This window comes from Chromobacterium sp. FG22, from assembly GCF_057809415.1.
This window is the reverse complement of sequence record NZ_JBMDJX010000026.1, coordinates 58,574-71,618: the sequence shown is the minus strand read 5'-3', so window position 1 is coordinate 71,618 and position 13,045 is coordinate 58,574. Positions and strand designations below refer to the sequence as shown.

General features: G+C 67.0%; 11 protein-coding genes. 1 reads left to right on the top strand and 10 read right to left on the bottom strand.

The window, feature by feature from the left end:
* From ACODSD_RS20220 to ACODSD_RS20175, 10 genes are all read right to left on the bottom strand, one after another.
* On the bottom strand, window positions 1-259 hold a 259-nt coding region (locus tag ACODSD_RS20220), incomplete at its 3' end, for a hypothetical protein (RefSeq protein WP_488878148.1).
* Window positions 250-2,880 carry a type VI secretion system ATPase TssH gene (tssH, locus tag ACODSD_RS20215; RefSeq protein ID WP_488878147.1) on the bottom strand — a complete coding sequence of 877 codons (2,631 nt, stop codon included), beginning with the start codon at window positions 2,878-2,880 and terminating at the stop codon, window positions 250-252. The genes tssH and ACODSD_RS20220, both read right to left, overlap by 10 nt.
* Entirely contained in the window at window positions 2,877-3,857 is a 981-nt protein-coding gene (locus ACODSD_RS20210; RefSeq protein WP_107799090.1) for a type VI secretion system baseplate subunit TssG, read from the bottom strand. The genes tssH and ACODSD_RS20210 overlap by 4 nt, the downstream gene beginning before the upstream one ends.
* Complete coding sequence (gene tssF, locus ACODSD_RS20205; protein WP_488878146.1) at window positions 3,854-5,716, bottom strand: type VI secretion system baseplate subunit TssF; 1,863 nt, start codon at window positions 5,714-5,716, stop codon at window positions 3,854-3,856. The genes ACODSD_RS20210 and tssF overlap by 4 nt, the downstream gene beginning before the upstream one ends.
* Complete coding sequence (locus tag ACODSD_RS20200) at window positions 5,713-6,159, bottom strand: GPW/gp25 family protein (protein ID WP_107799088.1); 447 nt, start codon at window positions 6,157-6,159, stop codon at window positions 5,713-5,715. Before ACODSD_RS20200 ends, tssF begins: the two co-directional genes overlap by 4 nt.
* 75 nt (window positions 6,160-6,234) lie before the next feature.
* Entirely contained in the window at window positions 6,235-6,762 is a 528-nt protein-coding gene (locus tag ACODSD_RS20195) for an Hcp family type VI secretion system effector (RefSeq protein ID WP_039755389.1), read from the bottom strand.
* A gap of 166 nt (window positions 6,763-6,928) precedes the next feature.
* Window positions 6,929-8,440, bottom strand: a complete 1,512-nt coding sequence (tssC, locus tag ACODSD_RS20190; protein ID WP_107799087.1) for a type VI secretion system contractile sheath large subunit — start codon at window positions 8,438-8,440, stop codon at window positions 6,929-6,931.
* Entirely contained in the window at window positions 8,437-8,961 is a 525-nt protein-coding gene (gene tssB / locus ACODSD_RS20185; protein ID WP_107799086.1) for a type VI secretion system contractile sheath small subunit, read from the bottom strand. The genes tssC and tssB overlap by 4 nt, the downstream gene beginning before the upstream one ends.
* Before the next feature lie 30 nt (window positions 8,962-8,991).
* Window positions 8,992-9,927, bottom strand: coding sequence for a type VI secretion system ImpA family N-terminal domain-containing protein (locus ACODSD_RS20180; protein ID WP_227108462.1), 936 nt, complete (start codon window positions 9,925-9,927; stop codon window positions 8,992-8,994).
* Between the two features lie 1,050 nt (window positions 9,928-10,977).
* Window positions 10,978-12,114, bottom strand: a complete 1,137-nt coding sequence (locus tag ACODSD_RS20175) for a DUF4158 domain-containing protein (protein WP_488878145.1) — start codon at window positions 12,112-12,114, stop codon at window positions 10,978-10,980.
* 513 nt (window positions 12,115-12,627) lie between these two features.
* Here ACODSD_RS20175 and ACODSD_RS20170 point away from each other — a divergent pair.
* On the top strand, window positions 12,628-13,044 hold the full coding sequence (locus tag ACODSD_RS20170) for a hypothetical protein (RefSeq protein WP_488878144.1): 417 nt from the start codon (window positions 12,628-12,630) through the stop codon (window positions 13,042-13,044).
* Window position 13,045 lies beyond the last annotated feature (1 nt).

Genomic DNA, 13,045 nt, shown 5'->3' with positions numbered 1-13,045 from the left:
TGTAGGTGTAGCTGTCCTGGGTCTGGCCGCTGTCGTAGCCGCCCAGCACCTGGCAGTGGAAAGGCCGGACGCCCTCGTCGCCCAGGTCGATGTCCACCGTCAGCCGCGAGCCGAGCAGCCCGTCCAGGTCCAGCGCCGGGTCGGCGCAGGCGATGTCGAGCTGGTAACTGGGTTCCTGCGACAGGCGTTCGTCCGCCTTGAAGCTCAACGCGACGCTGTCCGCGTCCAGCAAGAGGCTGTGCAATTCGATCAAACGCATGCGGTTTCTCCCGGGGCGGCGGATTCGGCCGGCGCGGCCGGCGGCAGCGGCACGCCCTCCCCGTCGTCGAAAATCAGTTCCAGTTTTTCGGCGGCGCTCAGGCGCACGCTGTGCAGGGCGCGGTCGGCGGCGCGCGCTTCCAGCACGCCGCGGGCGATGGCCGGCATCACCCGCTGGCGCAATAGATCGCCCACCGCGCGGCCGCTGGCCGGGTGCCTGGCCACCGCTCGGGCGATCCAGTCCGCGGCCTCGGCGTCGGCGCGCCAGTCCAGGCCGTTGGCGCTCAGGCGCTGGCCGATGTCGTCCAGGGCCTGGCGCGCGATGCCGGCCAAGGCCGGCTCGCCCAGCGGCCGGAAGGCCACCACCCGCATCCGCGCCAGCAAAGCCGGCGCGAAACGGCGCTGCAAGCGTTCGCGCGCCAGCGCGTCCAGCCGGGACTGAGAGACTTCGGGCTCGGCGGCGCAGGCGGCTTCGATCTCGGCGTCGCCCAGATTGCTGGTCAGCAGGATCAGGCAGTTGCGGAAATTGATGTGCCGCCCCTCGCCGTCCTCCATCCAGCCCTGATCGAACACCTGATAGAACATTTCGTGCACATCCGGATGGGCGCGGTCGAACTCGTCCAGCAAGAGCACGCTGTAGGGTTTTTTGCGCACCGCCTCGGTCAGGCGGCCGCCTCGGCCGTAGCCGACATAGCCCGGCGGCGCCCCCTTCAGCGTGGACACGGTGTGGGCTTCCTGGAATTCGTTCATATTGAAGCGCAAGAGATTGCGTTCGCCGCCGAACAGCGCCTGCGCCAGTTCGGCCGCGGTCTGGCTCTTGCCGGTGCCGGTGGGGCCGGCCAGCAGCATCACCGCCATCGGCCGCCGCGGATCGCCCAGGCCGGAGTGCGCCACTTGCAGCGCCTCCACGATGGCGTCCAGCCCGCTTTCCTGGCCCTGGATGCGCTGGTTCAGCCCTTCGCGCAGCGCCATCAGCCGCCGCGCCTCGTCCTGAGCCATCTGGGTGACCGGCACCTGGGTCCATTCCGACAGCACTTCGGCGATGGCCTGCGCGTCCACCCACGGCCGCACCAGCCGTTCGGCCCCGCTCAGGGCCTCGGCCCGCTCCGGATCGGCGCCGCCCGTTTCCAGATCCTCCAGCCAGGCGCCCACCTCGGCGCGCTGCTCGCTCAGGGCCACGTCCAGCGCGTCGGCGCGCGCGGCGGTTTCCTCGCGCTCCCTTTCCAGTTCCGCGCCGTCCGCCGGCGCGGCCAGGCCCAGCCGCGCGTCGCTGGCGCGCCAGCTCAGCGCCTGCTCCAGCGTCATCGCGCGATGGCGCAGCCGGTCCAGCGCCGCCGGCTGGCAGCTCTGGCTCATCGCCACCCGCGCGCAAGCGGTGTCCAGCAGGCCGATGGCCTTGTCCGGCAGCTGCCGCGACGGCAGATAGCGGCGCGACAGCGTCACCGCGGCGCGCAAGGCGGCGTCGACGATGCGCACGCCGTGATGGCCGGCGAAGCGCGGCGCGATCATGCGCAGCATGTCCACCGCGGTGTCGTCGTCGGGCTCGTCCACGGCCACGGTCTGGAAGCGGCGCACCAAGGCGGCGTCCGGCTCGATGAACTGCTTGTATTCCGACCAGGTGGTGGCGGCCACCATGCGCAGCTGGCCGCGCGCCAGCATCGGTTTGATCAGATTGGCGGCGTCGCCGGTGCCGGCGTTGCCGCCGGCGCCGATCAGGGTGTGGGTTTCGTCGCAGAACAGGATGACGGGCGCCGGCGCGGCGATCACCGCGTCTATCACCGAGCGCAGCCGCTGTTCGAACTCGCCGCGCGCACCGGCGCCGGCTTGCAGCCTGGCCACGTCCAAGGCCCAGATCTGCGCGCCGCGCAGGCCCGGCGGCACTTCGCCGCGATGGATGCGCTGGGCCAGCGCCTCGGCCACCGCGGTTTTGCCGACGCCGGCCTCGCCCACCAGGATGGGATTGTTCTGCCGCCGCCGCGACAACACGTCGATCACCGCGCGCAATTCGGCGTCGCGGCCTATCACCGGGTCCAATTCGCCGGCCGCCGCCTGATCGCTCAGGCTGACCGCCCATTGCCGCAGCACCGCGGCCGGATCGGCGGCTTCGCCTGCGGCCCCCTGGGCGGCGGTTCCGGCGGGCGCGTCGGCCGCTTCCGGCCAAGCGCCGGCCAGCGCCTCGTAACGCGCGACGATGTCGTCCAGCGACAGCTTGGCCAGCGCCTGGCCGATGCGATGCTGCAGCCAGCGCCGCGTCGGCTCCTCGTCCAGCCAGGCCAGCAAGAGATGACCGCTGCGCACCTTGGCGGCCGGCGCGGCCACCTGGCTCCAACTGATGGCCGGCGCCACGCTGCGCTCCAGCGCCGGCGAGATGTCGCGCAGCGATTCGCCGCCGGCCTCGGCGGCGTCCAGCGCCTTGCCCACGCGTTGCAAAGCGGCGGCCGGCTCGCAGTCCAGCGCCTCCAGCAAGAGCGCGACGTCGCCGCCGCCGCGGCGCAGCAGGCAAAGCAGCCAATGATCTAGGTCCACCAGCGCGTGCCGGCGCGAGCGCCCCAGGGCGGTGGCTTCCACCAAGGTGTCGTATGCGGTTGGGCCTAAGCGGCCGAAAATGCGTTCTCGGTTCACAGCGGATCCTGGAAAGATTCATACACGGTGAGAGTCCGGAGCGAGACGCCGGGGCGGGACCATGCGTCCACCCCCAGGCGCATGCGCCCCACCTTGCCTGCCAGTTCCGGCCGGGTGCGGACCTGGACCTTGATGACCGGGGCGGCCCGGCCATCGGCGAAATCTGCGGCGACGGCGAACATCGCCAGCACCGCGGGCGCGCCGCGCCGCCAGCGGGAAAACTCGGCGGCGTCGATCGGCCCTATGGTGATGTCCAGCGCGTGCTGGGCGTCCCAGATCCGGCTGCCCACGCGCCAGCTCCCCAGCCGGCGCGGCCCGCCTGCGCCTTCCCGCAGCGGAATCCAGCGCCCCTGGCGCGGCGACAAGCGCACCGGCGCGCCGAAATAGCCGGCCAGGATTTTCTGCAAGTCCGCCAGCGAGCGGCGCGGCGCGTGATAAGCGCCGGGATGGCTGCGCCGGCAGGCGGCGGCGTGCGGGTCCAGCAGCGGCTCCGCCTCCGGCGCGGCGCCGGCCAGCGCGGACACGCGCTCGGCGAAGGGATGGCGGCCGCGCTCGTAGCCCAGCGCCGGATGCATCGCCGCGCGGGCGGCGTAGTGCAGCCAGGCCAGATCGCCGCAGGCCAGGTTGACGAAGCGTTCGAAGGCGGCGTTGCGTTCCAGCCGGCGCTCGTGCAGCGCGTGCTCGGTGATGTGCAGCGGCAAGGGCCCGTAGGGCGCGAACAGGCCGAAATGGCGGCAGACCACGCTGACGCGCGGCGCGGCGTCGTCCTCCGCCTCTTCCACCTTCACCCCGCTGATCTCGCTGCTGGCGAAGTGCATGTCGGCGGCCTGTTCCAGGCCCAGCCAGTCCGGCCGGCGCCGCAGCCGGCCCGCCGCGGCGGCGTCCGGCAGCCGCCATTGCCAGGTTTCCACGCGGCGCATCAGTTCGAAGAAGGTGCGCTGCGGCTTCAGCTCCCGGATCATCTGCTGTCGTTTCATTGCAGTTCTCCGTCCGCGCGTTGGGTGTTGCCGTGCCGGCTGACCGGTTCGCCGTCCAGCCTCAGGCTGACCTCGATGCCGTCGTTGAGCGTGACCGCCTGGGCCAGCGCCTGGGCCAGCAGCCGGCCGAACAGCCAGCCGCCGCGGTCCGCGTGCATCACGGCGGCGATATCGATGTCCACCAGGGAGGCGCGCACCAGGGCCTGCGGCGAACCGCGGCCGGCGGGCAGGAAGCCGGCTTGCAGATGCGCGGCCTTCAGGCTGTCTATGCGCTGGCGGTCCAGCGCCAGTTCCGGCTGCGCGGCCAGCCGCAGCTGCTCCGCCAGCCGCGCGGCGATGTCCTGACGGCCGGCGCCGCGCAGGCTCAACGGGTTCTGGCCGATATGGGCCACCGCCTGCCAGCAGCGCTCCAGGTCCGGAATCGGCCGCGGCGCGCTGGCCGGCCACAGGCACTCCAGCCGCGCCACCGCGCCGCCCTCGGCGCGCAGCTCCGCCGCCGGCAGGTCTTCCGGCCGCCAGCCGCGGTCCGCCACCAGCGCGCGCCCGGTCAGGGTGGCGATGTCGTCCAGGCCCAGATCGCCGGCGCAGGCGGAAATGGTGATCAGATCATGGCTGCCCAGCGCGTCCGGGCGCGCCTGGCGCGGCCCCTCGCTTTGCAGCGCCGGCTCGCGGCGCAGCGAATAGCGCGCCGCCGCCGGGGCGCTCTGGTAGCCGCCGGCGTCCAGCGCCGGCCGCGCCTCCCGCGAGCGGCCGTTGCTGTCGCAGACATTGATTTCCAGCAAGCGCCACAGGTGGTGTTCGGCCGGCCGCATCCGGTCCACCGGAATCCATTGCTCGGTCTGGTTCGGATCGTAGGGCACCGGGTCCAGGCGCTTGGGATAGAGATTGATCGCCGGGGTGGCGAACAGGCGGAACTGGCCGGCGTCCACCTCGCCTATCAGGTCCAGCGGCGCCTGGCGCAAGGCCAGGATCAGCTCGAAGCCGCGCGCCGACGGCGCCCGCGCCGCCAAGGCCGCCAGCGCGTCCAATTCCACGCTGAGCAGCCGCGCCGGCTGGGCGAAGTATTCGCGCAGCAGCCGCAAGCCCGGCAAACCGCCCGCGTCGGCGGGCAGCAGGGCCTCGCCCTCGTCGGCGGCGGACAGGCGCAGGCCGCCAAGCGGCAACTCCAGCAGGACTTCGCCGCCGCGGCCGTCGTCGGCCGTCGCATACCAGGCGCCGACGTCGGCCAGCATTGCGCGGTGCAGCGCGTAAGCCCGCGGCAGATCGCCGGCCAGGCTCAGGTGCAGCGGCTTGGCGCCGCCCTCCGTCGCGGCCAGATCGCCCAGCGACACCGTGCCCTCCAGTTTGAAGCTCAGGCGCAAGGCGGCCTGGGACGAGGCCAGCCGCCGCGCCAGCTCGGCGGACAGCCGGGTCAGGCCGCGGCCGCACTCCGCCCGCTCCAGCCGCAGCGGCAGCAGGGTCACCTCGCGCCCGGTGGCGAAGGTGATGGGCCGGGTCGAACCCGGCAAGGTCGCCTGGATCAGGGTGCCGCGCGGCAGGCTGCGGCCGCGGAAGGCTTCCGGCGAGGCGAAGTCCGGATGGAAGGCGAAGCTGCTGATCGCCGGCGTGGCGCTCAGATACAGCGGGCAGACCTGGGCCAGCGCCTGGCGCGCGAATTCCGCGCACTCCAGATCCAGCCGGGTCTGCACCCGGGCGGACAGAAAGGCCACGCCCTCCAGCAGGCGCTCGACGAAGGGATCGGCGACCGAGTTCGGCCGCAGGCCGAGCGCCGGGGCGATCTGCGGATGCTCGCGGGCAAAACGCGCGCCGGCCTCGCGCAGATGGCGCAATTCATTATTGTAGTGATCGAGGAAATTCATCCGGCCGCCCCCGCCTCCGCGGCGCGCGGCAGGCCGAAATAACCGTCCAGATAATCCAGCGTCAGGCTGAGCCGCAGCGCTTCGCCGCCGTCGCGGGTCACCGCGGCCACATCGAAATACAGCAGCTGCCGCGCCTGCGGCCCGCTGCCGGCGCGCGCGCTCACTTCCAGCCGTTCCGGGTCCAGCCGCGGCTCGAAGCGGCGGATGGCGTCGCGGATGTGGGCGCTGACGCGCGCCGGGTCGATCCGGCTCGACTTTCTCTCCGCCAGCGGCGGCCGTCCGTAATTCCACACCGAAGTCTCCAGCTGGCTGCCCGCCGCCAGCGGCAGGCGCGCGCCGCGCAGCGCGGCGTTCATCAAATGCGCCAGATCGCGCGCGATGCTGGCGGCGAGCGTCTCGCGCCCTGCGCGGGCGGACAGTTGGTCGAATAATCGTGGCGTCATGGCTGCCCGGCGCCGCCTGGGCGACGCCGTCCCGATAGAGAGGAAAGAAGGCCGGAAAGTCCCGGCTCATAGTGCTTAAACGGCTGCGTTCAGCTTCAGGTCGTAACCCGCCTTGATCACCGCGCCCATGGTTCCGTCATTGCGCTGTTCGCGGTATTCGAACTCGATCTTGGCGAAGTTGATCTTGATCTCGTCGGTGGGCAGCACGCTTTCCACATCGCCGCTGCCGTGGCCCATGATGGCGTACGGCATATTGCCCAGCGTGCGGAAGGAGGACACCAGACCGCTGGCGAAGGTGATGATCATGAAGTCCTGCTGGCCGTTGCCGGACTTGCGGCAGATCAGCTTGGCGCGCGGGATGTGTTCGCCGGTGGCGCACATCAGGAACAGCTTGGGCGAGGCCTTGTTCGAGACCATGCGGAACTCGAAGTCCTTCATTTCCACCTTGCCGGCGCCGCCGCCGCTGCCGAAGCCCCATTTGCCCGAGTTCTCCTCGGCCCATTGCCAGCTCTGGATCTGGATCAGGCCCGAGTACTGCTGGTCAGTTGATTCCCCCTCGACTCCTTCAATCTGCAGAAAGTAGTCAACCAATGCATTTGCCATGTTGCGATACTCCGAAAAAAAGTGATGGACAAGCCAGACCTGAAACGGAATGCAAGCGCCGGGGCGACTCAGGTCGTTCCCGCCCCGCGCCAAACCGGCCGCCGTCAGCTCTTGCTTAAGCTAAGCGCGGCGGTGAATGAACGGGCTATCGGAAGCGAGCCGCGCGCTAGCGAGCCCCCTCCTGCTTGGCCGACGGCAGCTTGGAAACCAGCCGCAGCGACACGGTCAAGCCTTCCAGCTGGAAGTGCGGCCGCAGGAAGAACTGGGCGCGGTAGTAGCCGGGGTTGTCCGGCAGCTCGTCCACCAGCACCTCGGCCGCGGACAACGGGCGCTTGGATTTGGTGACCTCGCTGGAAATGCTGGGATCGCCATCCACGTAGTTCATCAGCCAATCGTTGAGCCAGCGCTGAGTGTCTTCCCGCGATTTGAAGGAGCCGATCTTGTCGCGCACGATGCACTTCAGGTAATGAGCGAAGCGGCAGGTGGCGAAGATATAAGGCAGGCGCGAGGACAGATTGGCGTTGGCGGTGGCGTCGTCGTCCTCGTACACCGCCGGCCGGTGCACGGTCTTGGCGCCGATGAAGGCCGCCATGTCCGAGTTCTTGCGGTAAACCAGCGGCATCAGGCCGGATTCGGACAACTCGTGCTCGCGGCGGTCGGAGATGGCGATCTCGGTAGGGCAATGCAGCTCCACTTCCTTGTCCTGCGAGGGCAGCACGAATTTGGGCAGCACCTCCACCGCGCCGCCGGACTCCACGCCGCGGATCTTGGTGCACCAGCCGTAGGTGCTGAAGGCGCGGGTGATGTTGGCGGCCATCGCGTAGGCGGAATTGGCCCAGCAAAAATCGCTGGCGCGGTTGGGGTCCACCTTCTCCTCGAAGCCGAACTCCTCTATCGGCTGGGTCTTGGGCCCGTAAGGCACCCGCGCCAGGAAGCGCGGCAAGGTCAGCGCCAGGTAGCGCGAATCGTTGCTTTCCCGCAGCCGGCGCCAGAACGCGTATTCGGTGGCGGTGAAGATCTTGGACACGTCGCGCGGATTGCCCAGCTCGCTCCAGTCGTCCATCTGCAACAAGCTGGGCGCGGCGGCGGAGATGAAAGGCGTGTGCGCGGCGGCGGCGATCTTGGACATCTCGGTCAGCAAGGCCACGTCCTGCGCGCTGTGGTCGAAGTGATAATCGCCCACCAGGCAGCCGAAGGGCTCGCCGCCGAACTGACCGTACTCCTGCTCGTAAATCATCTTGAAGATGGGGCTCTGGTCCCAGACCACACCCTTGTAGCGGCGCAGGGTCTTGCCCAACTCTTTCTTGGAGACGTTCAGGTAGCGGATCTTCAGATTCTCGGTGGTGTCGGTGTTGGACACCAGGTAGTGCAGGCCGCGCCAGGCGCCTTCCAGTTTTTGGAAGTGCTCGTTGTGCAAGACCAGGGTCAGCTGTTCCGAAATCTTGCGGTCCAGCTCGGCCACCAATTGCTCCACCGTCTGCGCCACGTCCTCGCGCACCACCACCCGGCTGCGGCGCGCATAGGCCAGCAAGGTCTGCACCGCGCTTTGCACCGCCTCGGCGGCTTCATTGGTGCGCGGCCGGAACGAGCGGCGCAGGATGTCCTTCAGGCCGTCGTCCACCGTGGTTTCGGTCTGGCCGGCCGCGGCCGGCGCCTGCATCTCGGCATGGGTGCTCATCTCGCCTCCCCGTCGGCCTGGGCCGCCTCGCCCGCCGCGGCGTCGTCCGCGGGCAGATGCAGGTCCTTCAGCAGCTGCTCGATCAACTCCTCGGCCGCCACCTTGCCGTCCATATAAGTCAACAATTCCTTCAACTGGCTGCGCGCGTCCAACAGCACCGCCAGCTCGGGGATTTTCTTCACCACCTCGGCCGGCTCGAAGGACTCCATGGAGTCGAAGCTCAAGTCGATCGGGATCAAGGTTCCGTCATCGGTGATCACGTTCTTCACGTGGTAGCTGAGTTCCGGCGCGATCTGCGCCATCCGCAAGTCGAAGTTCTCCACGTCGATCTCGGTGAAACGGCGGTCCTCCACCGCGCCCAGCGCTTCGATGTTGTCGCCGGACAAGTCCGCCAACACCCCGGCTACAAAAGGCAGCTCCACCTTTTTCTGCGAACCGTAGACTTCCACGTCGTATTCGATCTGCACGCGGGGCGCACGGCTTTCCCCGATGAACTTCTGCGCATCCTTCTGTCGCGCCATGGCATATGTCCTTTCCCTGATATTGCTTGACTACCCTTGTAAAGGCCGGGGGCGATCCAATTTCGCCACCAGCGCATCCGATTCGGCGAACAGCTCCGCCATCAACTCCTCAAAGCCCGCGCCCAACATCCGCTTGGCGCGCAGCAGAAAGATAGGCGCCGGGTGCCCGGGCTCGTGCTCGCGGAAATACGCGACGATCAAGTCCAGCGCCGCCGCCACCTCCTCGCGGCTGTTCAAGGCGCCGGCCGGCAACGCGCGCGCCGCCGGGGCGGCCTCGCTCAAGACGGGCGCTTCTGCGGGGACCGCGGCAAGCATCGGCGTCAGCGCCGCTTCCAGCTCATCCAACAAGGCGATCAGACCGGCGCAATCGAACTGCTCGGCGAAACCCTCGCGCTCGCTCAAGTCCGTCAAGGCGGCCAGTCCGGCGCGCAGCCGGGACAGATCCCGCAACGCCCGCTCGCGCTCCGCCGGCGGCGCGGCGGCCGGGTCCTTGGCCAATTGACCGACGCGCAGCTCGCTGTCCGCGCTCAGCCGGCTGTGCGCCAGCTGATGCAGGAAGGCCGGCCCGCACAGCCAGGCCAGATGCAGCGCGTGGGTTTCACCCGCCGGCGCGTCCGGCTGCCCGGCCGGCCGGATGTTTTCCAGCGGCTGCGCCGCGATCGCGGCCAGCGCCGCCAGTCCTTCCGCCGCCCCGGCCAGACCGCGCTGGGCCAGCGCCGCGCGCAGCAGCCAAACACCAACCCGCACATCCGCGGCCTTGCCAAGCAGGCCGCGGCAGGCGCTTTCCACGCTGGTCCAGTGGAAGGGCTCCGCGCCCTTGCGCAAAGGCACCTGGCCCACCGCGTCGTATTCGCAGATCGCGGCGTCGACGCGGGCGAAGTCCGCGTCGAAATCCAGCTCTTCCGCGGCCGGGGTGTCCGGCAAGGCGATATCGGCGATGGCGTGGTTCATGGTTTCAGCGTTCATGACGAAAGTTTGCTTCCAACGGCGGCCCTGCCCGGCCCGCCTCAATGTTTTGAATAAGGCGCCAATAAACGGCTGGCGCGCTTTCACAAAAACTCGAGAACAAAGTTATAAGCAAACGCTTGAGTCTGTCCAAATAAACGCCCGGCGGCGGGTTTACCGGTAAACACCGGGGAAACGGGGCGAAACCGCACGGCAATACAAATGCATAAACCGTTTTTCATGACGGCCGCGCATGCAAGGACTTGAGGAAATAGTTAAGCGCGCAGCCGGAAGAATGGCTTGCGGCAGAGCAGAATACGGAAGGAAGGCGCTGAGTTTGACGCGGCCGCCAGCTTAATCGGCGTCGATTTTCAAGGCCGGCCGATAAAATAAGATCGGCAATCGCAAGCGCAAGATTTTATTTGCATTTTTAGCGAATATCGGCCGCGCCCGCGCGATGCTCGGTGAGTGCGCAAGCACGGCGGCGCCAGTCGCGGCGCGCCGCGCGCTCGTCGGCGCGGCTTGCCGGATCAAAGAAGCGATCCAGGCGGCGGACAATGTGCAAAACACATACTTATTAGGACAATTTGGAGAAAAGTTTTTAATGCCGAGACTTGTTTGGTGTAAATTGGCATAAGCCGTCTATTTTCTAAAACGCTTATGCGCAAATGGCGATTTTATTAAGCCAAGACTTAATAAATCATGGAAAGACGGATCTTAAGCGGCTAAAACGTGGAAAGTGCAAATTCACATTTTGCTCAAACTTTGTTGCATTTGATACACAAAACCCAGGCATTGGGAATAACGCTTTTTCCGCACGTTAGCATATTTAGATAGTCCCGCATATCCGCGCGCCTTATTTGCATAAATCAAAAACAAGATCAGGGTTTTCCCTAATGATCGGCAATAAAATAAACGATTGTTTAATTTTGTAACCGTTTAGTAATTTTTATTAAATATCCTGGACGCGCTAAAAAAAATAAACCCCGTCAATGACGGGGTTTAGGATTCAGCGATTTTCATTCATTTCGCTTGCGCCGCGGCACATCGCCGCCGCGCGTTCAAGCCGGCTCACATCAGTTCGCCGGCCTCCAGCGTTTTGCCCACCAGGCGTTCGCGCAGATCGAGGATTTCCTTGACCAGGGCGGCGCGCAGCTCCAGCACCAGGGCCAACAAGGTGGCCATGCGCCGGCGCGGCTCCAGCTTGGCCAGATCCTTGGGCTTCATCTGCCGGCCCTCGGCCGCCAGCCTGCCCATCCTCTGTTGCGACACCAGATTCTGCAAACCGGCGGGCAGGGACAAAGCGTCAATCGCCTTCAGTTTTTCCAGGTTCTGCAACATGCGCAGCAGGGCCGCGCGCGCCTGCAACACGATGGCCACCAGGGTGGCCATGCGCCGCGGCGGCTCCAGTTCGGCCAGATCATGGCAGCTCATGCCGTCGCCGGCGCGGGCCAATTCCTGCATCCGCCCCGGCCCCACCAACTGAGTCAGGTGGGCCGGCAAGGCCAGCGCTTCCACCACTTGCAAGCGCTCCAGCTGCGGCGCCGCGCCGCGCGCGCGGTCCGCGTTCAGCCGCAGCCAGGCCAGCGTCGTCAGCTTGCCGCCCTCCCGCAGCTCCAGCAGGGCGTCCAGCCGTTGGCGCTGGCAGGTGCTCAAGGCCTCGTTGAGCCGGGAGTAGACTTGACGCGACCCCAGCGTCAGCGCCGCCGCGCAACTGCGGTCAATCACGCCTATGGCCGGCAGCACGATGCGCCTCTGGCGCAGCCAGGACACCATGGCCTGCGCCAGGCACAGCGGCTGATCGGTTTGAGTGGCCAGCCGGGCCAGGTGGCGCAAGACCGCCTGGCCGTCCTCGGCCCGGTACGGCCTCAATCCCAGATAGGCGTAGAGTTTGACCAGATGCTCGCGCCGGGTCTGATCGCGGGTGGCGTAGCGTTCCCAGTCCTCCTCTCGCGCGCCCAGCGCGGCCGCCACCCGCCGCAACAAACGTGGTGCGGGCTGGCAGCCCTCGTCCAGCGCGATGCCGGGATGGCGCAGATAGCACAGCAGCACGGCCACGCCCAAGCGGTTGGCGCTGCCGCGGTGCTGCTGGATCAAGGCGAAATCCTGTTCGCTGAAGGCGGTTAACTGATCTAACTCGTATTCGTCGTCTGGAGGCTCCAGCAAGCTGGCGCGCTCTGGCGGCGAGAGCAACGGACGTCTCGGCATAGTTCTCTTCCCCTGGCCTTGGCCAATGCGCGAAGCGCCGGCGTTTCTGCGGGCCGGCTGCCTCGCTTGGGCTCCACCGCTCTGACGGCGGCACTGGAGCCGGTGACGCCCTTTGCCGGCCATGTCCGCCGACGAAAGGGCTAACTAAAACATTATGAAGTTCAAGTTGCTTCACTGGTAAGCATTACTTTGTGATGGACCGCATTTGCGGTAGTTCCCGGAAATATGCCGATTTCTTAATTTGAATAGTGAATTAGTCACACGACAAAGGTTTTCACCCCCATAAAATGCCAATGTATTTATTTTTACCATGATAAGTCCGGGTAAAAATAGCCGATGGGCGATTAGAATCACCGCATAAGGGCGCGCGCCGCGCGCTCGCCGCGGGAAAGACGGGAACTTCTGTCATTCCAAACGAATCCCATGCTTCCATAAAGTGCTTAATATTGTCAGTTTCGCGCGCGAAGCGGGCCGCCGGTCCGACGCCGCCCACGCCTTGCAAGGAAGACGCCGATGTTCGAGTCCTGGATCCGTTTTTCCGTGCTCCTGTCGATAGGAGTCACCGTGTTGTCGCTGGCCATTACCGGCTTTCTGCTGTTTCGCTCTTTCGACTGGACCTCGCAATTGCGCGGACTGTCCGGTCCCTGGCAGCGAGAAAGCGTGAAAGACGGCGTCCGTCTCAACGCCGACGTCTTGTCGATCCGGCAAACCGGCCTGCTGGTGAACCAGGTGCCGATGATGCGATTGGAGTTGAGGGTGTGGCAGGACGGCTTCAGCCGGGAACTGACGATTGAACAACTGATAGATCTGGGCAATATGCCGCGCGCCGGCGAACGGGTGGAAGTCATGGTGGACCGCCAGGACCCGTCCCGCGCGTCCTATCTGCGGCTGGCGCCGACGGGCGACGCGCCGCCCGCTCGCCTGCCTTGAA